Source organism: Cupriavidus sp. a3, assembly GCF_051015765.1.
Lineage (GTDB): Bacteria > Pseudomonadota > Gammaproteobacteria > Burkholderiales > Burkholderiaceae > Cupriavidus > Cupriavidus oxalaticus_A.
Genome location: NZ_CP170643.1, coordinates 2,378,705 through 2,400,133, shown reverse-complemented (window position 1 = coordinate 2,400,133; position 21,429 = coordinate 2,378,705). Strand labels below are relative to the sequence as shown.

At 67.4% G+C, this 21,429-nt stretch carries 17 protein-coding genes; 10 read left to right on the top strand and 7 right to left on the bottom strand.

The genetic code is table 11. The features are described 5' to 3' along the window. Nucleotides 1-123: 123 nt before the first annotated feature. Nucleotides 124-1,125: a cysteine synthase A gene (locus ACAD63_RS11670; RefSeq protein WP_135705277.1), complete on the top strand. Its 1,002-nt coding sequence runs from the start codon at nucleotides 124-126 to the stop codon at nucleotides 1,123-1,125. A gap of 13 nt (nucleotides 1,126-1,138) precedes the next feature. Here ACAD63_RS11670 and prpR read toward each other — a convergent pair whose 3' ends face one another. Continuing rightward, nucleotides 1,139-3,118, bottom strand: coding sequence for a propionate catabolism operon regulatory protein PrpR (prpR, locus tag ACAD63_RS11665; protein WP_135705278.1), 1,980 nt, complete (start codon nucleotides 3,116-3,118; stop codon nucleotides 1,139-1,141). 285 nt (nucleotides 3,119-3,403) lie between these two features. Between prpR and prpB the strand changes: the two genes are divergently transcribed. From prpB to ACAD63_RS11635, 6 genes are all read left to right on the top strand, one after another. Then, nucleotides 3,404-4,312 carry a methylisocitrate lyase gene (gene prpB, locus ACAD63_RS11660; protein ID WP_135705279.1) on the top strand — a complete coding sequence of 303 codons (909 nt, stop codon included), beginning with the start codon at nucleotides 3,404-3,406 and terminating at the stop codon, nucleotides 4,310-4,312. A 101-nt stretch (nucleotides 4,313-4,413) separates the two neighbouring features. After that, on the top strand, nucleotides 4,414-5,571 hold the full coding sequence (prpC, locus tag ACAD63_RS11655) for a bifunctional 2-methylcitrate synthase/citrate synthase (protein WP_135705280.1): 1,158 nt from the start codon (nucleotides 4,414-4,416) through the stop codon (nucleotides 5,569-5,571). Nucleotides 5,572-5,694: 123 nt separating this feature from the next. Then, the gene (acnD, locus tag ACAD63_RS11650) at nucleotides 5,695-8,307 is read left to right on the top strand and encodes a Fe/S-dependent 2-methylisocitrate dehydratase AcnD (protein ID WP_135705281.1); all 2,613 of its coding nucleotides are present in this window, start codon (nucleotides 5,695-5,697) and stop codon (nucleotides 8,305-8,307) included. Nucleotides 8,308-8,438: 131 nt separating this feature from the next. After that, the gene (gene prpF, locus ACAD63_RS11645; protein WP_135705282.1) at nucleotides 8,439-9,629 is read left to right on the top strand and encodes a 2-methylaconitate cis-trans isomerase PrpF; all 1,191 of its coding nucleotides are present in this window, start codon (nucleotides 8,439-8,441) and stop codon (nucleotides 9,627-9,629) included. A gap of 26 nt (nucleotides 9,630-9,655) precedes the next feature. Next, complete coding sequence (locus ACAD63_RS11640) at nucleotides 9,656-11,110, top strand: bifunctional 2-methylcitrate dehydratase/aconitate hydratase (RefSeq protein WP_434032672.1); 1,455 nt, start codon at nucleotides 9,656-9,658, stop codon at nucleotides 11,108-11,110. Nucleotides 11,111-11,323: 213 nt separating this feature from the next. Beyond that, nucleotides 11,324-12,436: an asparaginase gene (locus ACAD63_RS11635; RefSeq protein ID WP_135705284.1), complete on the top strand. Its 1,113-nt coding sequence runs from the start codon at nucleotides 11,324-11,326 to the stop codon at nucleotides 12,434-12,436. Between the two features lie 233 nt (nucleotides 12,437-12,669). Here the strand turns inward: ACAD63_RS11635 and ACAD63_RS11630 are convergent, their stop codons facing one another. Beyond that, a complete protein-coding gene (locus ACAD63_RS11630) occupies nucleotides 12,670-13,137 on the bottom strand; it encodes a PaaI family thioesterase (protein WP_133096186.1) in 468 nt (155 codons plus the stop codon). 328 nt (nucleotides 13,138-13,465) lie between these two features. Here ACAD63_RS11630 and ACAD63_RS11625 point away from each other — a divergent pair, with 328 nt between their 5' ends. After that, entirely contained in the window at nucleotides 13,466-14,392 is a 927-nt protein-coding gene (locus ACAD63_RS11625; protein WP_133096187.1) for a transcriptional regulator GcvA, read from the top strand. Nucleotides 14,393-14,444: 52 nt separating this feature from the next. Here ACAD63_RS11625 and ACAD63_RS11620 read toward each other — a convergent pair whose 3' ends face one another. The 5 genes from ACAD63_RS11620 to ACAD63_RS11600 all read right to left on the bottom strand — a co-directional run bounded on the left by ACAD63_RS11620 (nucleotide 14,445) and on the right by ACAD63_RS11600 (nucleotide 19,002). Continuing rightward, on the bottom strand, nucleotides 14,445-14,855 hold the full coding sequence (locus ACAD63_RS11620) for a thioesterase family protein (RefSeq protein ID WP_434032671.1): 411 nt from the start codon (nucleotides 14,853-14,855) through the stop codon (nucleotides 14,445-14,447). 85 nt (nucleotides 14,856-14,940) lie between these two features. Beyond that, on the bottom strand, nucleotides 14,941-15,867 hold the full coding sequence (locus tag ACAD63_RS11615; protein ID WP_434032670.1) for an amidohydrolase family protein: 927 nt from the start codon (nucleotides 15,865-15,867) through the stop codon (nucleotides 14,941-14,943). A 4-nt stretch (nucleotides 15,868-15,871) separates the two neighbouring features. After that, nucleotides 15,872-16,861 carry a Bug family tripartite tricarboxylate transporter substrate binding protein gene (locus tag ACAD63_RS11610; RefSeq protein ID WP_434032669.1) on the bottom strand — a complete coding sequence of 330 codons (990 nt, stop codon included), beginning with the start codon at nucleotides 16,859-16,861 and terminating at the stop codon, nucleotides 15,872-15,874. A 59-nt stretch (nucleotides 16,862-16,920) separates the two neighbouring features. After that, nucleotides 16,921-18,153 (bottom strand): CaiB/BaiF CoA transferase family protein, encoded by a 1,233-nt coding sequence (locus ACAD63_RS11605; RefSeq protein WP_133096191.1) that lies wholly within the window; start codon nucleotides 18,151-18,153, stop codon nucleotides 16,921-16,923. 69 nt (nucleotides 18,154-18,222) lie between these two features. Next, a complete protein-coding gene (locus ACAD63_RS11600) occupies nucleotides 18,223-19,002 on the bottom strand; it encodes an enoyl-CoA hydratase-related protein (RefSeq protein WP_133096192.1) in 780 nt (259 codons plus the stop codon). A 275-nt stretch (nucleotides 19,003-19,277) separates the two neighbouring features. On the opposite strand from ACAD63_RS11600, the gene ACAD63_RS11595 reads away from it, so the two are divergent. Both ACAD63_RS11595 and ACAD63_RS11590 read left to right on the top strand, forming a co-directional pair. Continuing rightward, nucleotides 19,278-20,417 carry an iron-containing alcohol dehydrogenase gene (locus tag ACAD63_RS11595; protein ID WP_135705289.1) on the top strand — a complete coding sequence of 380 codons (1,140 nt, stop codon included), beginning with the start codon at nucleotides 19,278-19,280 and terminating at the stop codon, nucleotides 20,415-20,417. 46 nt (nucleotides 20,418-20,463) lie between these two features. Next, nucleotides 20,464-21,429 (top strand): Bug family tripartite tricarboxylate transporter substrate binding protein, encoded by a 966-nt coding sequence (locus tag ACAD63_RS11590; protein WP_195427671.1) that lies wholly within the window; start codon nucleotides 20,464-20,466, stop codon nucleotides 21,427-21,429.

Below are 21,429 nucleotides of genomic sequence, written 5' to 3'. Positions count from 1 at the left end.
CGTTACCGGAGCCACTTCCCCGGCCCCACGGCCTTCTTCCCCCCGCTTGTCATTCCCGCCGCCCCGGTCTATCAATCAGATTGACCCTCATCTCGGGCCGCCGCGGCCTGGCAGGAGTGCATCATGGAAGTCAGGGACGGATTTGCCGGCACCATCGGACACACCCCGCTGATCCGGTTGGCGGGGCTGAGCGCCGAGACCGGCTGCGATATCTACGGCAAGGCCGAATTCCTGAACCCGGGCGGCTCGGTCAAGGACCGCGCCGCGCTCTACATCATCCGCGACGCCGAGCGCCGCGGCGTGCTGAAGCCCGGCGGCACCGTGATCGAAGGCACGGCGGGCAATACCGGCATCGGCCTGGCCCACCTGTGCGCGGCGCGCGGCTATCGCTGCATCGTGGTGATCCCCGACACGCAGTCGCCGGAGAAGATGGAACGGCTGCGCATGCTCGGCGCCGAGGTGCGGCCGGTTCCCGCCAAGCCTTATGCCGATCCCGGCAACTACCAGAAGATCGCTTGCCGGCTGGCCGAGGAAACCGATAATGCGATCTGGGCCAACCAGTTCGACAACCTCGCCAACCGGCAGGCCCACTACGAAACCACCGGCCCCGAGATCTGGCACGCCACGGCTGGCCGCATCGATGCCTTCACCTGCTCCACCGGCACGGGCGGGTCGCTGGCGGGCATCGCGCGTTGCCTGAAGGAGCACAAGCCGGCCGTGCGCATCGTGCTGGCCGACCCGCACGGCAGCGCCCTCTATAACTTCGTCAAGCACCGCGAACTCAAGGCCGAGGGCAGTTCGATCACCGAAGGCATCGGCACCAGCCGCGTCACCGCCAACCTGCAGGACACGCCGATCGACGATGCGGTGCAGGTCGACGACCAGACCTGCGTCGACATGGTCTACCGGATGCTGCGCGAGGAAGGGCTGTTCCTGGGTGGCTCTTCAGGAATCAATGTCGGCGCCGCCGTGGCGCTGGCCCGCGAGATGGGACCGGGCCACACCATCGTGACCCTGCTCTGCGACCGCGGCGACCTGTACATGGGCCGGCTCTTCAACGAGGCGTGGCTGGCCGGCAAGAACCTGCAGCCGATTCCGTTCCGGCGCGTCGGCCCGGGGGTATAGGCACGGCCGGCGGCTACGCCGCCTTCAGCCGCCGCCACAGCGTGGTCGGGCTGATGCCCAGGATGTGGCACGCGGCGGTCCGGTCGCCGCCGCATTCGGCGAGCACGCGGCGGATATGCTCGACTTCGCTCGACTGCTTGACGCGCGCCAGCGAATGGCCGGGCCTGCCGGCCGTTGCAGCGCGCGCGGCCGGTTCCGTTGGGGCTTCCGCCACGGCCATCGCCACGCCCTCGCCGCCAAAAAGTTCCGGCACGGCGGCCTGCAGTTCTCGGAGCAGTGCATCGGCTTCCAGCTTGCGGCCGGCCACCAGCACCGCGATGCGCTCCGTGACATTTTCCAGCTCGCGGATATTGCCCGGCCATGCGTAGCGCGCCAGGCGCGAGCGCGCCACGGCCGGCAAGCGCTGCGCACGCTCGGTGCCCAGGCGCTCCTGCGCGCGGCGGTACAGCAGCTCGGCGAGCTCGGCCAGGTCTTCGGCGCGCTCGCGCAACGGCGGCATCTCGATGCGCAGGATATTGAGGCGGTAGTACAGGTCCTGGCGGAAGCCGCCGTCGCGCACCATCGCGGGCAGGTCGCGGTGGGTGGCCGCGATCACGCGCACGTTGACGGGCACGGCGTCGAGGCCGCCGATCGGCAGCACCTGTTTTTCCTGCAGCACGCGCAGCAGGCGCGTCTGCAGCGTCGGCGGCATGTCGCCCACTTCGTCGAGGAACAGTGTCCCGTTGTGCGCCGACTCGAACAGGCCGGCCTTGCCCCCGCGGCGCGCGCCGGTGAAGGCGCCCTCTTCGTAGCCGAACAGCTCGCTCTCCAGCAGCGCTTCCGGAAACGCGGCGCAGTTGACCGCCACGAACGGGAACGCGCGGCGCGGGCTGGCGTCGTGCATGCCCTGCGCCAGCACTTCCTTGCCGGTGCCGCTCTCGCCGCCGATCAGCACGGTGGAATCGACCACGGCGTAGCGCCGCGCCAGCGTGCGCAGTTCGGTCATCACCGCGGAGGTGCCGGCGAGGTCGTCGAGGCTGTAGCGCACGCCCGCGGGCCGGGCGCGGCTGCGCGAGCGCAGGTTGCGGTCGACGCGCTGGATCGCGCTGGCGTCCTGGATGGTGAGCACCGCGCCGAGGGTGCCGGCTTCGCTGGCGATCGGGATGCGGTTGACCACCACCATCTTGTCGCCGAGCTTGTGGATCGCTTCCAGCTCCTTGTCGCCGCTCTGCATCACGCCTTCAAGCGACAGGTTGGGCGCCAGCGTCTGCAGCTTGCGGCCCACAGCGGCCGCGGCCGAGGTACCGAGGAATCGCTCCATGGCCGGATTGAACGACTGGATCCGCCCTTCCGCATCGACGGCGGCCACGCCCTCGTTCAGGTGCGCCAGGATAGTGTTGACATAGTCGCGCCGGGTCGATTCAATGCGGCGCAGCCGTGCGGCCTCGATCGCGTCTTCCAGCGCCATGCGCACCGAGTTGCCTGAATACAGGAACACGCCGGTCAGGCCGTAGCGGTCGGCCAGGTCGGTGACCAGCCCTGGGCCGACCACCACCTGGATGCCCTCCTGCTTGAGCGCCTTGACCCGCGCCACGGCATCGTCCTCGGTCAGGTAGGTATAGGCCGGGATCGCCAGCGAGAACGCGCGCACGAATTCATCGACCTCGGCATAGGTGGAGGCATGCGTGACCAGCGCGACCCGGGGCGAGATGCGGCGCGCGGTGGCGAGTGCGCTCATGACGTCGAAGCCCGTCACCTTGACCAGCACCACCGGCACGTCCACATGCTGCCGCAGGTAGGCGCCGTTGGAGCCGCCGGCGACCACCACATCGAGCCGGCCTTCGCGCACTTCACGCGATACCGCGCTGGCGGCGGCCTCGAAGCCCTTGCCGACGATGCGGAATTCCGCGCGCGCGGCATAGGACGGGATCAGGTCGGCAAAGGCACGTGCCAGGCGGCTGATGCCGATGGCCCAGATGCGCGGGCGGGCGGGCGTGGAGGCGGGAGGACTCATGGTGCGGTGCGGCGTGGGGAGCGGGTGAAACCCCGTCGGAACAGGCGTACAGTGCTGGCACATTGTCCGTCATGCCCGCCCCGATTTCAACTTTGAATTCGCGATTTGCGAATGTGAAATTCAAATGTGCTGAAATGAGGACATCCGGCATCGGCAAGATTTCACGCTGCTGCCCGCGAGGCCAGTCCTGACAAGGCTTTACGGCGATTCCAGCGACGTGCCCGCAAAGGCTGGCACACCCCTTGCGCTTATGGCTCCGTCTTGTTCACCTCAAACGCAAACGCCATGACCTACTCCGCTTCCGACCTCGCGCGCTCCGCAGGCGCCCGTTTCCGCCAGGCGCTTGCCGAAGAGCATCCGCTTCAGGTGGTCGGCACCATCAACGCCAACCACGCCCTGCTGGCCAAGCGTGCCGGCTACCGGGCCATCTACCTGTCCGGCGGCGGTGTCGCGGCCGGCTCGCTGGGCCTGCCCGACCTGGGCATCTCCAGCCTGGACGACGTCCTGACCGATATCCGCCGCATCACCGACGTGTGCGACACGCCGCTGCTGGTGGACGTCGACACCGGTTTCGGCGCTTCGGCCTTCAACGTGGCCCGCACCACCAAGTCGCTGATCAAGTTCGGCGCCGCGGCCATGCATATCGAGGACCAGGTCGGCGCCAAGCGCTGCGGCCACCGCCCCAACAAGGAAATCGTCACCCAGGGTGAAATGGTCGACCGCATCAAGGCCGCCGTCGACGCCCGCACCGACGAGAACTTCGTCATCATGGCCCGCACCGACGCGCTGGCCGTGGAAGGCCTGGACAGCGCCATCGAGCGCGCCGTGGCCTGCGTGGAAGCCGGCGCCGACGCCATCTTCCCGGAAGCCATGACCGACCTCGGCATGTATCGCAAGTTTGTCGACGCGGTGAAGGTGCCGGTGCTGGCCAACATCACCGAGTTCGGCGCCACGCCGCTGTTCACCACCGACGAACTGGGCGGTGCCGGCGTGTCGATGGTGCTGTACCCGCTGTCGGCCTTCCGCGCCATGAACAAGGCCGCGGAGAACGTGTACGCGGCCATCCGCCGCGACGGCACGCAGAAGAACGTGGTCGATACCATGCAGACCCGCTCGGAGCTCTACGAGAGCATCGGCTACCATGACTTCGAGCAGAAGCTCGACGCCCTGTTCGCACAAGGCAAGGGCAAGTAAGACACCATAGAGGCAGGCGCGGCCGGGCCGGGGCAGATCCCCTCCCGGCCGTTCGCCTGACAAAGACAGGCAACACCAGGCATCACACCAAGGAGACCCAGATGTCCGAAGCGCAACCGCTCGTCACTCCCAAGCCCAAGAAATCCGTCGCGCTGTCCGGCGTTGCCGCCGGCAATACCGCGCTGTGCACCGTTGGCCGTACCGGCAACGACCTGCACTACCGCGGCTATGACATCCTCGATATCGCCGAGACCTGCGAGTTCGAAGAAATCGCCCACCTGCTGGTGCACGGCAAGCTGCCGACCAAGTCCGAACTGTCCGCCTACAAGGCCAAGCTGAAGTCCCTGCGCGGCCTGCCCGCCAACGTCAAGGCCGCGCTGGAGTGGGTCCCCGCCAGCGCCCACCCGATGGACGTGATGCGCACCGGCGTGTCGGTGCTGGGCACCGTGCTGCCGGAAAAGGACGACCACAACACCCCGGGCGCGCGCGATATCGCCGACCGCCTGATGGCCAGCCTCGGTTCGATGCTGCTGTACTGGTACCACTACAGCCACAACGGCAAGCGCATCGAAGTGGAAACCGACGATGACTCCATCGGCGGCCACTTCCTGCACCTGCTGCACGGCGAAAAGCCGTCGGCGCTGTGGGTAAGCGCCATGAACACGTCGCTCAACCTGTACGCCGAGCACGAATTCAACGCCTCGACCTTCACCGCGCGCGTGATCGCCGGCACGGGCTCGGACATGTACTCGTCGATCGCCGGCGCGATCGGTGCGCTGCGCGGCCCCAAGCACGGCGGCGCCAACGAAGTCGCCTTTGAAATCCAGAAGCGCTACGACAACGCCGACGAGGCCCAGGCCGACATCACCCGCCGCGTCGAGAACAAGGAAGTCGTGATCGGCTTTGGCCACCCGGTGTACACCATCAGCGACCCGCGCAACCAGGTGATCAAGGAAGTGGCGAAGAAGCTGTCGAAGGATGCCGGCTCGATGAAGATGTTCGACATCGCCGAGCGCCTGGAAACCGTGATGTGGGACATCAAGAAGATGTTCCCGAACCTGGACTGGTTCAGCGCGGTGAGCTACCACATGATGGGCGTGCCGACGGCAATGTTCACGCCGCTGTTCGTGATCGCGCGTACGTCCGGCTGGGCCGCGCATATCATCGAGCAACGCATCGACAACAAGATCATCCGCCCGAGCGCCAACTACACCGGTCCGGAGAACCTGAAGTTCGTGCCGATCAAGGACCGCAAGTAAGACCGGCTGCCGGTTTGCCCTGCGTCGGGTTGCATTGATCCGGGCCTGCGGGCAAAGGGGGTAGTTGGTCGCTGACACGGGACCACTACCCCTTTTTCATACTTATATAGATTTCCCTACACCATGAATTCTGCAAACCGCAAACCGCTACCGGGCACCAAGCTGGATTACTTCGACGCGCGCGCCGCGGTCGAGGCCATCCAGCCGGGTGCCTACGACAAGCTGCCGTACACGTCGCGCGTGCTGGCAGAAAACCTGGTGCGCCGCTGCGATCCCGCCACGCTGACGGATTCGCTCAAGCAACTGATCGAGCGCAAGCGCGACCTCGACTTCCCGTGGTTCCCGGCGCGCGTGGTGTGCCACGACATCCTGGGCCAGACCGCGCTGGTGGACCTGGCCGGCCTGCGCGACGCCATTGCCGACCAGGGCGGCGACCCCGCCAAGGTCAACCCGGTGGTTCCGGTGCAGCTGATCGTCGACCACTCGCTGGCGGTGGAATGCGGTGGCTTCGACCCGCAGGCGTTCGAGAAGAACCGCGCCATCGAAGACCGCCGCAACGAAGACCGCTTCCATTTCATCGACTGGACCAAGAAGGCGTTCAAGAACGTCGATGTGATCCCGCCGGGCAACGGCATCATGCACCAGATCAACCTGGAGAAGATGTCGCCGGTGATCCACGCTGACAATGGCGTGGCCTATCCGGATACCTGCGTCGGCACCGACAGCCACACCCCGCACGTCGATGCGCTGGGCGTGATCGCCATTGGCGTGGGCGGCCTGGAAGCCGAGAACGTGATGCTCGGCCGCGCCTCGTGGATGCGCCTGCCGGATATCGTCGGCGTCGAGCTGACCGGCAAGCGCCAGCCCGGCATCACCGCCACCGACATCGTGCTGGCCCTGACCGAATTCCTGCGCAAGGAAAAGGTGGTCGGCGCCTACCTGGAATTCCGCGGCGAAGGCGCCTCCAGCCTGACGCTCGGCGACCGCGCCACCATCTCCAACATGGCGCCGGAATACGGCGCCACCGCGGCGATGTTCTTCATCGACGAGCAGACCATCGAATACCTGCGCCTGACCGGCCGCACCGACGAGCAGCTCAAGCTGGTCGAAACGTACGCCAGGGCCGCGGGCCTGTGGGCGGATTCGCTGCAGAACGCCGAATACGAGCGCGTGCTGAAGTTCGACCTGTCGAGCGTGGTGCGCAACATGGCCGGCCCGTCCAACCCGCACAAGCGCCTGCCGACCTCGGCGCTGGCCGAGCGCGGCATCGCCGTGGACCTGGACAAGGCCCGCGCGCAGGAAGCCGAAGGGCTGATGCCCGATGGCGCGGTGATCATCGCCGCCATCACCAGCTGCACCAACACCAGCAACCCGCGCAACGTGATCGCCGCCGCGCTGTTGGCACGTAACGCCAACGCGCGCGGCCTGACGCGCAAGCCGTGGGTCAAGTCGTCGCTGGCGCCTGGCTCCAAGGCGGTCGAGCTGTACCTGGAAGAAGCCAACCTGCTGCCTGACCTGGAAAAGCTCGGCTTCGGCATCGTCGCCTTCGCCTGCACCACCTGTAACGGCATGTCCGGCGCGCTCGACCCGAAGATCCAGCAGGAAATCATCGACCGCGACCTGTATGCCACCGCGGTGCTGTCCGGCAACCGCAACTTCGACGGCCGCATCCACCCGTACGCCAAGCAGGCCTTCCTGGCCTCGCCGCCGCTGGTGGTCGCCTACGCCATCGCCGGCACCATCCGCTTCGATATCGAAAAGGATGTGCTGGGCACGGACCAGGACGGCAAGCCGGTCTACCTGAAGGACATCTGGCCGACCGACGAAGAGATCGACGCGATCGTCAGGCAGAGCGTCAAGCCCGAGCAGTTCCGCAAGGTCTACGAGCCGATGTTCGCGCTGACCGCGGAAACCGGCGAGAGCGCCGCGCCGCTGTATGACTGGCGCCCGCAAAGCACCTATATCCGCCGCCCGCCGTACTGGGAAGGCGCGCTGGCCGGCGAGCGCACGCTGCAGGGCCTGCGTCCGCTGGCGGTGCTGGGCGACAACATCACCACCGACCACCTGTCGCCGTCGAACGCGATCCTGCTGAACAGCGCGGCTGGCGAGTACCTGGCCAGGATGGGCCTGCCGGAAGAGGACTTCAACTCGTACGCGACGCACCGCGGCGACCACCTGACCGCGCAGCGCGCCACCTTCGCCAACCCGACGCTGATCAATGAAATGGCCGTGGTCGATGGCCAGGTCAAGAAGGGTTCGCTGGCGCGCATCGAGCCGGAAGGCAAGGTCGTGCGCATGTGGGAAGCCATCGAGACCTACATGGACCGCAAGCAGCCGCTGATCATCATCGCCGGCGCGGACTATGGCCAGGGCTCGTCGCGCGACTGGGCCGCCAAGGGCGTGCGCCTGGCCGGCGTGGAAGTGATCGTGGCCGAGGGCTTCGAGCGCATCCACCGCACCAACCTGATCGGCATGGGCGTGCTGCCGCTGGAGTTCAAGCCGGGCGTGAACCGCCTGACGCTGGGGCTGGACGGCACCGAGACCTATGACGTGATCGGCGAACGCCAGCCGCGCGCCACGCTGACGCTGGTGGTGCATCGCAAGAATGGCGAGCGCATCGAAGTGCCGGTGACGTGCCGTCTCGACAGCGACGAGGAAGTGTCGATCTATGAGGCTGGCGGTGTGCTGCAGCGGTTTGCGCAGGACTTTTTGGAGTCGAGCAAGGCGGCGGCGTAAACCACTGCTGCCGGTTTTCTCCCCTCTCCCGCTTGCGGGAGAGGGGAGAAAACAAGCGCTACGCTTTGCTTCCCCGCATTCGATTCGTAAGCTGTGCAAAGGCCCCCGGCCTAACCAGGACTAAAGACTCCATGGCCCACGTACCCCAGATCAAGATCCCCGCCACCTACATCCGTGGCGGCACCAGCAAGGGCGTGTTCTTCCGCCTGCAAGACCTGCCCGAGACCGCGCAGGTCCCCGGCCCTGCCCGCGACGCGCTGCTGATGCGCGTGATCGGCAGCCCCGACCCGTACGGCAAGCAGATCGACGGCATGGGCGGTGCCACCTCCAGCACCAGCAAGACCGTGATCGTGTCGAAGAGCACGCGCCCGGACCACGATGTCGACTACCTGTTCGGCCAGGTCTCGATCGACCAGTCCTTCGTCGACTGGAGCGGCAACTGCGGCAACCTGTCCGCAGCGGTCGGCCCGTTCGCCATCAGCGCCGGCCTGGTCGACCCCAGCCGCATCCCGCAGAATGGCATCGCTGTCGTGCGCATCTGGCAAGCCAATATCGGCAAGACCATTATCGGCCACGTGCCCATCACCAACGGTGAAGTGCAGGAAACCGGTGACTTCGAGCTCGACGGCGTGACCTTCCCCGCCGCCGAAGTGCAGCTCGAGTTCATGGACCCCGCCGCCGAGGAAGAAGGCGCCGGCGGCGCGATGTTCCCGACCGGCAACGTGGTCGACGACCTGGAGGTGCCGGGCGTCGGCACGCTCAAGGCGACCATGATCAACGCCGGCATCCCGACCATCTTCGTCAATGCGGAGAGCATCGGCTATACGGGCACCGAACTGCAGGACGCCATCAACAGCGACACCAGGGCGCTGGCGATGTTCGAGACCATCCGTGCCTACGGCGCGCTGCGCATGGGCCTGATCAAGGACGTGGACGAGGCCGCCAAGCGCCAGCACACGCCCAAGGTGGCCTTCGTGGCCAGGCCGGTGGACTACACCGCCTCCAGCGGCAAGAAGGTGGCAGCGGCCGACGTGGACCTGCTGGTGCGCGCGCTCTCCATGGGCAAGCTGCACCACGCAATGATGGGCACGGCAGCCGTTGCCATCGGCACCGCGGCGGCCATCCCCGGCACGCTGGTCAACCTGGCTGCCGGCGGTGGCGAACGCAACGCGGTGCGTTTCGGGCACCCGTCCGGCACGCTGCGCGTGGGCGCCGAGGCGCAGCAGGCCGATGGCGAATGGGTCGTAAAGAAGGCCATCATGAGCCGCAGCGCGCGCGTGCTGATGGAAGGCTGGGTGCGCGTGCCGGGCGACGCGTTCTGAGCTGAGCCCCTCCCGCGAGGCCGTTCATGTCCACCGGCACGCCATCCGCGCAACGCCCCGATCCGGACCAGGTGCTGGTCGACATCGCCGACTATGTCACCCGCTACGAGATCAAGAGCGGCCTCGCCTACGATACCGCCCGCAACTGCCTGATCGACACGCTCGGTTGCGGGCTCGAAGCCCTGTCCTACCCGGCCTGCACCAAGCTGCTCGGCCCCATCGTCCCGGGCACGATCGTGCCCAACGGCGCGCGCGTGCCCGGCACCCAGTTCCAGCTCGACCCGGTCCAGGCCGCGTTCAACCTCGGCACGATGATCCGCTGGCTGGATTTCAACGACACCTGGCTGGCGGCCGAATGGGGCCATCCGTCCGACAACCTCGGCGGCATCCTGGCCACCGCCGACTGGATCTCGCGCAATAACCTCGCCGCCGGCCGCAAGCCGCTGACGATGAAGGCCGTGCTCACGGCCATGATCAAGGCGCATGAGATCCAGGGCTGCATCGCGCTGGAGAACTCGTTCAACCAAGTGGGGCTGGACCACGTGGTGCTGGTCAAGGTGGCCTCCACTGCCGTGGTCGCGCAGATGCTGGGGCTGACGCGCGACGAGATCATCAATGCGGTCTCGCTGGCCTGGGTCGATGGCCAGAGCCTGCGCACCTATCGCCATGCGCCCAATACCGGCAGCCGCAAGAGCTGGGCCGCGGGCGATGCCACCAGCCGCGCGGTGCGTCTGGCGCTGATCGCGCGCACCGGGGAAATGGGCTACCCGTCGGCGCTGACGGCAAAGACCTGGGGCTTCTATGACGTGCTGTTCAAGGGCCAGCCGTTCAGGTTCCAGCGGCCCTACGGCTCGTACGTGATGGAGAACGTGCTGTTCAAGATCTCGTTCCCCGCCGAGTTTCATGCACAGACGGCGGTGGAAGCCGCCATGCAGCTGCATGGGGCGCTCGCGCGCGCAGGGCGCTCGGCGGCGGATATTGCAGCCATCACCATCCGCACCCACGAGGCCTGCCTGCGCATCATCGACAAGAAGGGCCCGCTCAGCAATCCCGCCGACCGCGACCATTGCATCCAGTACATGGTGGCGGTGCCATTGCTGTTCGGCCGCCTGACCGCCGCGGACTATGAGGATGACGTCGCGGCCGATCCGCGCATCGACGCGCTGCGCGGCAGGATCGCCTGCCGGGAAGACCCCGCGCTGACGCACGACTACCACGACCCGGACAAGCGCTCGATCGCCAATGCACTGACCGTCACGCTGAACGACGGCACCGTGCTGGACGAAGTGCTGGTCGAATATCCCCTCGGGCACAAGCGCCGGCGCGCCGAAGGCATCCCGCTGCTGGTGGAGAAATTCCGCACCAACCTGGCGCGGCGTTTCCCGCCGAAGCAGCAGCAGGCGATCCTGGCGGTATCGCTGGACCAGGCTCGCTTGGAGGCGATAGCCGTGAACGACTACCTCGATATGTATGCGATTTAGGTTATCGGGTACGGTGTTTCATGCCGAATCGGCATAACCCCTGAAGATTCTCCTAACGTATAGTCTCAGCCGCTGCCCGCCCGGCGCTCTCGCGCCCGCGGCGGCAAGCCGTCGAAGGAAGACGGACCGCACCGCACCACCCACAAGGTCTGCCGTGCCGTTCCGATCGTGCCTGTACGTGCCTACACGTCCGTATAACATCCGAGGAGAACCATGAAGAACTTTGCCCGCGCCACTACGCTGGCCGCTGCCCTGCTTTCCGCCAGCCTGATCACCGCTACGGCCCATGCACAGCCGGCAACGGCCGCCGCGCCGGCCACGGCCCAGGCCGAAGCCCGCAAGGCCAATATCGTCATCATCGGTACCGGCGGCACCATTGCCGGCGCCGGCGCCTCGGCCATCAATACCGCGGCCTACCAGTCCGCCGTGGTGCCGGTCGACAAGATCATCGCCTCGGTCCCGGAAGTCTCCAAGGTCGCCAACGTCAAGGGCGAGCAGATCTTCCAGATCGGCTCGGAAAGCTTCAACAACGAACGCCTGCTGAAGCTGGGCAAGCGCGTTTCGGAACTGCTCAAGCAGCCTGACGTCGACGGCATCGTCATCACCCACGGCACCGATACCATCGAGGAAACCGCGTACTTCCTCAACCTGACGCTGAAGAGCGACAAGCCGGTGGTGGTGGTCGGCTCGATGCGCCCGGGCACGGCGCTGGGCGCGGACGGCGCGCTCAACCTCTATGACGCGGTGCTGGTGGCCTCCAATCCGGCATCGAAGGGCAAGGGCACGCTGGTGGTGCTGAACGACGAGATCCACACGGGCCGCGACGTCACCAAGAGCAATACCTTCAAGGCCGAGACGTTCCGCTCGCAGTTCGGCCCGCTGGGCTACGTGGTGGAAGGCCGCTCGCTGTTCTACCGCCTGCCGGCGCGCCCGCACACGCTGCAGACCGAGTGGGATATCGACAAGATCGACAAGCTGCCTGAAGTGGCCGTGGTCTACGCCTACGGCAACGTCAACCCGGCCAGCATCGACGCCGCGGTGAAGAACGGCGCCAAGGCCATCGTCTACGCCGCCACCGGCAACGGCAGCGTCGGCGACTACATGGTCGAGCCGCTCAAGGCGGCGCGCGCCAAGGGCGTGCAGATCGTGCGTGCCTCCCGCACCGGCAGCGGCGTGGTGGTCCGCAATGCGGAGCAGCCGGACGACAAGTACGACTGGATCGTCACCGACGACCAGCTGCCGCAGAAGGCGCGCATCCTGATGGCGCTGGCGCTGACCAAGACTAACGACGCGAAGGCGCTGCAGCAGATTTTCTGGAAGTATTGATGGCGGCGTGGGCGTGGCCGGGTCGATACCCTACGCGCCCCGCCCTCTCCGGCGAGCCCTTTCCTGCTTGCGGGACAGGGCCTTGCTCTGCAGCGATTCCTCCACAAGCCGCCCGCTTTTGATGGAAGCGGATCGCGCCAGCGCACTGGCGCGCCTTGGTGTGGAGTAGTAGTTCTGGCGGTTAATTGCGTTTTTGAAGGTAGGCGCCAGCGCTCTTGCGCTGGCCCGGCGACTCAGAACATGGCGCTGCTCATCAACGCTTTAGCCACCAGCACGCCTTCGTCAGCGGCCTCGGCGTAGACCGACACCTCTGTCGCCACCTGCCGCCGGCCGCGCCGCACCACGGTTGCCACGGCGCGCAATGCCGCCCCCTGCGCCGGCGCAAGGTACTGGATCGACAGCGAACTGGTCGCCCCACCCTTCACTTCGTCGGCACTGGCGCCGGACGCTGCCGCCGCCGCGCCGGCAATATCGATCAGCGTGGCGATCACCCCGCCGTGCACGGTGCTGCCATGGGTCACGTTGGTCGGCAAGAACGGCATCTCCAGCTCAACGTGTTCGGGCGCCAGGCTCGCCAGCCGCACGCCCAGCGCCCGCGCGACCGGAGAGCCAAGCAGGATGTTGTCGATCATCGCGTGCATGCGGGGGTCGACGATGGCATCGCGGCGCGACGGTGCGAGAGTGGCGATGGCTTGCGGCATGGGGCGCTCCTTCAGGTGGTCAGTGATCGAGGCTATGCCAGCCAGCGTAGGGGAATGCTGCGAGCGGCTCAATTACGTCGCACATAGTTGTGCGGCAATGGCGCCGCCGATGCGCAGCATGGCTCATATCGCGCACATCACGGAGCGGCCAGATCCGGGCATTTGCCCCGCTACGCGGCCGGATGAAAACGCAGCGGCTGTGAATACACCTACACGGGGACAGGCCCCTATTCCCATGCCCGGGCACGAATGCTATCGTGCAGCGGCTTGCCGGTGCCTCAGCACCCCGCATGCCGGCAAGGCATCTACAGGATTGCGTACCCCCGCTATGTCGAGACAGATTCCCCCACTCAACCCGCTCAGGGCGTTCGAAGTGGCTGCCCGGCATCTGAGCTTCACGCGGGCCGCGGAGGAATTGTTCGTCACACCGTCGGCGGTCAGCCACCAGATCAAGGCACTGGAAGAAAGCCTGGGCGTGCAGCTGTTTATCCGCGAGGCCAAGGCGCTGGTGCTGACACCGGCCGGCAACGCCTACCTGCCCAGCGTGCAGCTGGCCTTCAAGCAACTCGCCGATGCCACGCACCGCCTGCACAGCAAGGACCGCCCGGCGCTGAAGGTCAACATGCCGCCCACGTTCGCGGTCAAATGGCTGATCCCGCGCATGGACCGCTTCATGAAGGCGCACCCGGACATCGACCTGAAGGTGTCCACCTCGAACCATCGCATCGACTTCGAGCGCGACGATTTCGACATGGCGATCCGCTATGGCCGCGGCGATTACCCCGGCCTGCACTGCGAGCTGTGCATGGCGGTCGAAGTCATTCCCGTGTGCAGTCCGGCGCTGCTGCAAGGTTCGCAGCCGCTCGAGACACCGTCCGACCTGAAGCACCATACGCTGCTGCACGACGACAGCACGTATACGGACGTGAGCAACCCTGACTGGGCGATGTGGCTGGAGCACGCCGGCGTGACCGATGTCGACGCCAGCCGCGGGCCGTCGTTCTGGCCGAGCCACCTGGTCATCAACGCCGCGCTCAATGGCCTGGGCGTGGCGCTGGTGAAGAAGAACTGGATCGAGCAGGACCTGGCTGAAGGCCGCCTGGTGCGCCTGTTCGAATCGATCCGGCTGCCGGTCGAGTTCTCTTACTTCGTGGTGTTCCCGAAGGAGCGGCTGGAGGATCGCCGCATCCGCAGCTTCACCGACTGGATCCGCGCGGAAGTGTCGGCGGACCAGCAGCAGCCGGCCCCTGTCTGAGCACAGCTTGCGGGGCGCGTCCCGCAAGCTGCACGCGCCTGGCCGCGCGAGGTCAGGCCGCGGCGGGCATCGATGCCGCCTTCTTCTGCACGCGTGCGCGCAAGCGCTCGACATCGACCACGAAGCGGCGATGCGTGCCGCTGCAAACCCGCTCCACCGCATCGTCGGCGGTCACGCTGAAGGTGACACTGCGGCCATCGATGGCCGTGATCTCGGCGTGGATGCGCACCTCGCCGCCCAGCGGCGTGGCCCCGGTGTGTTGCACCGACACTTCCGCGCCCACCGAGCTTTCGCCGTCATCGAGAAAGCCTTGCAGGAAATGGAGGCAAGTCTGTTCGATATCGCGTACCAGCTCGGGCGTGGCGTAGATGCGCAGGCTTTCGCCGAGGAAATCGATGGTGCGCTGGCGGTCGACCGTCAGCGTGCGCGCGCAGGTCGCTCCCGGTTCCAATTCGTTTTTCATAAGTGGTCCTTTCAAGTGTAGGGACGAATCCGCCCGCGCCGCCAAGGCGCAAGCCGGGCGGGTGGCGGATCCTTGCACTGCATGGCTACAGGCGATAGCAGCGCGCGGCGTTGTCGTGCCACAGCGCGCGCTGCTGTTCGGGCGGATAGATGGCGATGGCGGCGCGGAAGCCTGCCACGATGGTGTCGTAGCTCGCTACCAGGCTGTCCACCGGATAGTTGCTGGCGAACATGCAGCGTTGCGCGCCGAAGATGGCGATGGCGTCGCGGATCACCGGCACATTGTCGGCCTGCGTCCAGGGTTTTCCCGGCAATCCCAGGCCCGAGATCTTCACGGCGACATTGGGCTGCCCGGCCAGCTCGGCCATCGCGGCACGCCAGCCGGCCAGGCCGGCCTCACTGCGGTCGGCCGGCAGCCCGGTATGGTTCAGGATCAGCTGCGTGCCCGGGAAATCCCGTGCCAGCGCAGCCGCCTGATCCAGGTTCCACCACGGCGCCTGCAGGTCGAAGGACATGCCATGCCGGGCCAGCAACGCATAGCCACGCCGCCAGCGCTCATCGTCCATCGAGCCCGGCACGCCGCGCCGCGCATCCTCGCGCCGCGCCGCGGTCACCGGCTTGTTGCGGATGCCGCGCATCATCGCGCAGGCGGCATGGCCTGCCAGCACTTCCTCGACATCGCCGCGGTCAAGCTGGGCATGGCCGACGATCACCGTTGGCCGTCCCGTCTGCGCGGCGAGCTGCGTCAGCCAGGCGGTCTCGTCGACGGGATTGGCGCGCGCCCATTCGGCTTCGACATGCACCGTCTTCACCGGCGCGCAGCCAGCCGTATCGCGGGCGAGATCCTCGGGAAGGTAGCTCCTGCGCAGCGCCGAATAGTCGCCATAGCGGAAGTTCGGCACCGTTTCGCCCTGCAGCCACGGGTACGGGTTGATCGCCAGGTTCCAGAAATGCTGGTGCGCGTCGATAAAGGGCTCGACGGACGCCGCGCCCGCCGCGGGTGTGTCGCGCATGGGCCTACTCCTTGACGCTGATGCGGCTGGCGAGCTGCTTGAACTGCGCCGACTCCTTCACCATGGCCGCCTGCAGCGTCACGTCATCGGCATAGGTATCGGTGCTGAAATGCAGCTTCTCCAGCGTCTGGCGCATCACCGGCTCCTGCACGGATTTCACGATCGCCGTCTTCAGTACCGCGATCACCTCCGGCGGCGTGCCCTTCGGTGCCGAGATGCCGCGCCAGATCCCCATCGACAGGTCGATATTGCGCTCCTTCAGCGTGGGCACGTTCTCGAAGCCGCTGACCCGCTTGTCGGCCATCACCGCCAGCACCTTGAGCTTGCCCGCGGCGACATGCGTGAAGACCTCCGCCGTGCTGACCGTGACCGCGTCGATATGCCCGCCCAGCAGCGCGAGCGTGGCGGGAGCACCGCCGGCATAGGGGATATGGTTGAACTTCGCGCCGGTCTTGTCTGCCAGCGCGGCGGCTGCCATATGCCATGCGGAGCCCTGCCCGGCATTACCCACGCGGATATTGGCGTCCGGCTTGCGCGCATCGGCGACAAACTGCTCGATCGTGCTCCACGGCGCCTCGGCCCGGACCGCCACGGCGGCCGGGTCCGCGTTCAGGCGTGCGATGGGGACCAGGTCCTGGTAAGTGAACTTGGCCAGCCCGAGGTAGTTCAGGAAGGTCAGCTCGCTGGACGACAGCACCAGCTTGTAGCCGTCCGGCTTCGCGTGGACCACTTCGCCCAGGCCTACCGAGCCGGTAGCACCCGGCTTGTTGATGACGACGATCGGCTGCGGCAGGTGTTTCGCGGCCGCGGCGGACAGCGCGCGCGCTACCACGTCCGCCCCGCCGCCTGCCTGCCACGGCACGATCAGCTCGATGCGCCGGCTGGGGTAGGTTTCCGCACTCGCCGTGGCCGCGCCGCCCAACAGGGCCGGCAGCCCCAGCACCACGGCCACGGGCATCGCCCAGCGCCGCATCAGCGAACGTGAAATCGTCATGGTTGTCTCCTGTCTTTTATCGGTATAGATGATCGGTATGGATGATGGCCGCGGTGCGCTCAGGCGGCGCCGCGTTCCAGTTCCTGTGCGCGGGCCGGTGCGCCGAACGCCCCCTGCGCCCGCAGCCGCGTGACGGTGGCGGCGTCCAGGCCGAACTCCCCCAGCACTTCATCGGTATGCTGGCCCAGCAGCGGCGCCGGATAGCGCACCTGCTGCGGCGTGCCGCTCAGCTTGACCGGAAAGCCCAGCGCCTTGACCCGCCCTTCGACCGGGTGGTCGATCTCCAGCACCATGTCCCGCGCCACCGCCTGTTCGCTGGCCAGCGCTTCGTCGTAGGTGAAGATCGGCGCCGCCGGCACACCGGCCGCGAGCAGCGCATCGACCCACTGCGCCGCCGGCTTGCGCGCGAATTCTGCCTCAATTTCAGGGATCAGCGCGGCGCGGTTGCGGATGCGGGCGGCGTTGTCGGTAAAGCGCGGGTCGGCAAGCAGGTCGGGCCGCTCGATCACCTCGCACAGCGCGGCCCACAGCTTGGGATTGGCCGCGCCGATGACAAAATGCCGGTCGGCGGCCCGCACCGCCTGGTACGGCGCGCTCATGCGGTTGGCGCTGCCGATCGGCACCGGCACGTCGCCGGTGCCCCAGAACTCGGCCGACTCCCACACCGACAGCCCCAGCGCCGTCTCGAACAGCGATGCATCCACGTATTGCCCCTGCCCGGTATGCTCGCGCCCCATCAGCGCGCTGAGCACGCCATAGGCGGTGAACAGACCGGCCCCCAGGTCGGCGATCGGCACGCTGGCCTTGACCGGCGGCGCGTCCGGGTGGCCCATCACGCTCATCACGCCGGACATGGCCTGCGCGATCAGGTCCAGCCCCGGGCGCCGCGACCACGGCCCGGTCTGGCCGAAGCCGGAGATGCTGGCATAGACCAGGCGCGGGTTGATCTCGCGCAGCACCGCATAGTCGATCTTCAGGCGAGCGGCCACGCCCGGACGGTTGTTCTCCACCAGCACGTCGGCGCCGCGCACCAGTTCATAGAAGGCCTCGAGGCCGGCTGGGTTCTTCAGGTCGATCTCGACACTGCGCTTGTTGCGGTTCAGCGCCAGGAAGCCGCCGCTGTCGTCGCCCTTGAGCCGGAAGCCCATCGACTTGCGGGTCTGGTCGCCGGCGCCCGGCGCTTCGACCTTGATGACGTCGGCGCCCATGTCGCCCAGCAGCATGCAGCAGAACGGACCCGCCATGATCTGGCTGACGTCCAGGACCTTGATTTTCGATAACGGCAAATTCATGGATACCACCTGAGGTTGGAGCGGCCGCATGGAAATGGCGGCGCCGCGGTGCTTGGAGTGAAGGTGTTTTCAACGGCCCACGAACTGCGGCCGGGTCTTGTCGATGAAGGCGCGGTGGCCGATGCGGAAATCCTCGGTATCGAAGCAGGCATAGGACTCGGCATGCTCTTCCGGACGCAGCGGCGTGGGGTCGAGCAGCCTGCGCACGAACTGCTTGTGCCAGCGCGCCACCAGCGGCGCGCCGGCGGCAATGCGCCGTGCCGCCGCGTAGGCTTCGTCCGGCACGGCCTCGTCTGCCACCACGCGGTTGACCAGGCGCTTGTGCAGCGCCTCGTCGGCATCGAATACGCGGCCCTCCAGGACGATCTCCAGCGCGGTCGCCGGTCCCGCCAGCGCCACCAGCCCGCCGAGTTCGCCATACGACATCACCAGCCCGAGCCGGTTTACCGGCACGCCGAAGCGGCTCGACCTGCCGCAGATGCGCAGGTCGCACATCGACGCGATTTCCAGCCCGCCGCCGACGCAGGCGCCCTGGATCAGCGCGATGGTCGGGTGCCGGCATTCGGCGATGGCGCGCATGGTGGCGTTGGTGATCACGCCGTACTGCTGCGCCTGCGCGGCGTTGGCGCGCATGGTGTCGAACTCGGCGATGTCGGCGCCGGCGGCGAAGGCCTTGTCGCCGGCGCCGCGCAGCACCACGCAGCGCAGCGTGTCGTCGGCCGACAGGCCCTGGATGGCTTGAGTCAGGCCCTGCCACATGGACAGGTCCATGGCATTGAGCTTGTCCGGATTGTTCAGCGTGATGGTGGCGACCTGCGCGTCGCGCTCGATCAGGATGGGTTGTCTCATGGTTGTCGTTGGTGTGGAGGAGGCCCGTCGGGTGCGGGCGGTGGTCCGGAATCCGGCTGGTCTGCGCCAGTCTAGGGCCCGCGCCGCGCGCCGCAAAACGAGAAAATCTCAGCGCCGCTTCAAGAAAAACTAGGCGTCCGGTGCTGTGAGTTTTTCTTGGGGTTGCTTCAAGTAAATCCACGTTGTGACCCGCGCCCCTTGTTCCTAGACTTCGTCACCAATGCAGCCGGCCCGCCCCGCAGCGTCCGGCCCACCCCACACAGCATGGAGACAAGATGGCCCTGATCCACTACATCACCCAGATCCAGATCGACTTCGGCGCGATCGGGCTGCTGGCCCAGGAATGCGAACGCATCGGCATCACGCGCCCGCTGGTGGTCACCGACGCCGGCGTCAAGGCCGCCGGCATCGTGCAGCGCGTGCTGGAGCAGCTGCGCCCCGGCTGCGAGGCGGTGATCTACGACGGCACGCCGTCCAACCCGACCGAAGCCGCCATGCGCGAGGCCATGCGCCTCTATGGCGAGTACCGTTGCGATGGCATCATCGCGGTGGGCGGCGGCTCGCCGATCGACCTGGCCAAGGGAGTGGCGGTCTGCGCCACCCACGACGGCCCGCTGCGCCAGTTCGCCGCGATCGAGGGCGGCGTGGCGCGGATCACGGCGTCCACCGCACCGGTGATCGCGATCCCCACCACGGCCGGCACCGGCAGCGAAGTCGGCCGCGGCGCCGTGCTGATCCTCGACGACGGACGCAAGGTCGGCGTGCTGTCGCCCTACCTGGTGCCGCGCGTGGCGATCTGCGATCCGGAACTGACGCTGGGCCTGCCGCCGATGCTGACGGCGGCCACCGGCATGGATGCCATTGCGCATTGCCTGGAAACGTTCATGGCGCCGGCCTTCAACCCGCCCGCCGACGGCATCGCGCTCGATGGCCTGCGCCGCGCCTGGCTGCATATCGAGCGCGCGCGCCGCGATCCGCAGGACCGTGCCGCGCGCCTGGCCATGATGAGCGCATCGATGCAGGGCGCGCTCGCGTTCCAGAAGGGGCTGGGCTGCGTGCACAGCCTGAGCCATGCGCTGGGCGGGCTGATGCCGACGCTGCACCACGGCACCCTGAACGCCGTACTCCTGCCGGCGGTGATCCGCTTCAACGCCGACGCGCCGTCGATGCAGGCCGATGACAAGCTTGGGCGCATCGCGCAGGCCATGGGACTCCCCGATGCCAGCGCCGTCGCCCCGGCCATCACCGGCATGAACCGGCGCCTGGGCCTGCCTGCGGGCCTGCGCGAGATGGGCGTCGATGCGGCGCTGTTCCCGCGCGTCATCGACTACGCGCTGGCCGACCACTGCCACAAGACCAACCCGCGCGAGGCCAGCGCCCAGGACTACCTGGCGCTGCTGCAGGCGTCCTTGTAAGGCGCCGCCACTTCCCTACACCAACAACAACATCAGGAGACAACGCATGCGACGTCGCACATTGCTGTGCGCGGGCGCGGCCGCCTTGGCCACGCCGCTGGCAGCCTGGTCCCAGGCACTGCCGACCGGCCCGATCCGCATCATCGTGGGATTCCCGCCCGGCGGCGGCACCGACGTGATGGCGCGCGTGATCGCGCAGCAGCTCTCGGCGCTGTGGCGGGTGCCGGTCATCGTCGAGAACCGGCCAGGCGCCGCCGGCGTGGTCGCCGCCGAGTACACCGCGCGCCAGGCGCCGGACGGCACCACGCTGCTGATGACCAATATCAGCAACCATGCCATCGCACCCAGCCTGTACCCGAAGCTGGGCTACTCGGTGGAGAAGGACTTCACGCCGGTCATGCTGGTCGGCGTCACGCCCAACCTGCTGATCTGCCATACCGGCGGGCGCGCGCGCTCGGTGGCCGACGTGGTCGCGCTGTGCCGCAGCCAGCCGGGCAAGATCACCTTTGGCTCGTCCGGCGCCGGCGCGGCGCAGCACCTGGCGCTGGAGATGTTCAAGCTGCGCGCCGGCGTGGATGCGCTGCACGTGCCGTATCGCGGCTCGGCGCCGATGCTGACCGACCTGATCGGCGGCCAGATCGACTTCAGCTTCGAAACCATGACTTCCGCCACGCCGCAGATCCAGGGCGGCAAGGTGGTGGCGATCGCGCAGACGCGCACGCGCCGCGCGGCCAGTTATCCCAATGTGCCGACGCTGGCGGAATCGGGCTTTCCCGGCTTCGATGCCGGCACCTGGTACGGGCTGGTCGGCCCCGCCGGGCTGCCCGCGGCCATGGTCCAGCGCATGAACGCGGACCTGAACAAGGTGCTGGCGATGCCCGACGTGGCGGGCAAGCTCGCCGGCTTCGGTGCCGAGGACGGCGGCGGCAGCGCGGCGCGCTTCGCGCAGTTCATCGCCACGGAGCGCGCCAAGTGGGCGCGCGTGGTTAAGGACGCCAACGTGAAGGTGTGA

Coding starts and splice junctions, on each gene's coding strand:
- ACAD63_RS11670 (WP_135705277.1), top strand. CDS start 124: ATGGAAGTCAGGGACGGATTTGCCGGCACCATCGGACACACCCCGCTG.
- prpR (WP_135705278.1), bottom strand. CDS start 3,118: ATGAGTCCTCCCGCCTCCACGCCCGCCCGCCCGCGCATCTGGGCCATC.
- prpB (WP_135705279.1), top strand. CDS start 3,404: ATGACCTACTCCGCTTCCGACCTCGCGCGCTCCGCAGGCGCCCGTTTC.
- prpC (WP_135705280.1), top strand. CDS start 4,414: ATGTCCGAAGCGCAACCGCTCGTCACTCCCAAGCCCAAGAAATCCGTC.
- acnD (WP_135705281.1), top strand. CDS start 5,695: ATGAATTCTGCAAACCGCAAACCGCTACCGGGCACCAAGCTGGATTAC.
- prpF (WP_135705282.1), top strand. CDS start 8,439: ATGGCCCACGTACCCCAGATCAAGATCCCCGCCACCTACATCCGTGGC.
- ACAD63_RS11640 (WP_434032672.1), top strand. CDS start 9,656: ATGTCCACCGGCACGCCATCCGCGCAACGCCCCGATCCGGACCAGGTG.
- ACAD63_RS11635 (WP_135705284.1), top strand. CDS start 11,324: ATGAAGAACTTTGCCCGCGCCACTACGCTGGCCGCTGCCCTGCTTTCC.
- ACAD63_RS11630 (WP_133096186.1), bottom strand. CDS start 13,137: ATGCCGCAAGCCATCGCCACTCTCGCACCGTCGCGCCGCGATGCCATC.
- ACAD63_RS11625 (WP_133096187.1), top strand. CDS start 13,466: ATGTCGAGACAGATTCCCCCACTCAACCCGCTCAGGGCGTTCGAAGTG.
- ACAD63_RS11620 (WP_434032671.1), bottom strand. CDS start 14,855: ATGAAAAACGAATTGGAACCGGGAGCGACCTGCGCGCGCACGCTGACG.
- ACAD63_RS11615 (WP_434032670.1), bottom strand. CDS start 15,867: ATGCGCGACACACCCGCGGCGGGCGCGGCGTCCGTCGAGCCCTTTATC.
- ACAD63_RS11610 (WP_434032669.1), bottom strand. CDS start 16,861: ATGACGATTTCACGTTCGCTGATGCGGCGCTGGGCGATGCCCGTGGCC.
- ACAD63_RS11605 (WP_133096191.1), bottom strand. CDS start 18,153: ATGAATTTGCCGTTATCGAAAATCAAGGTCCTGGACGTCAGCCAGATC.
- ACAD63_RS11600 (WP_133096192.1), bottom strand. CDS start 19,002: ATGAGACAACCCATCCTGATCGAGCGCGACGCGCAGGTCGCCACCATC.
- ACAD63_RS11595 (WP_135705289.1), top strand. CDS start 19,278: ATGGCCCTGATCCACTACATCACCCAGATCCAGATCGACTTCGGCGCG.
- ACAD63_RS11590 (WP_195427671.1), top strand. CDS start 20,464: ATGCGACGTCGCACATTGCTGTGCGCGGGCGCGGCCGCCTTGGCCACG.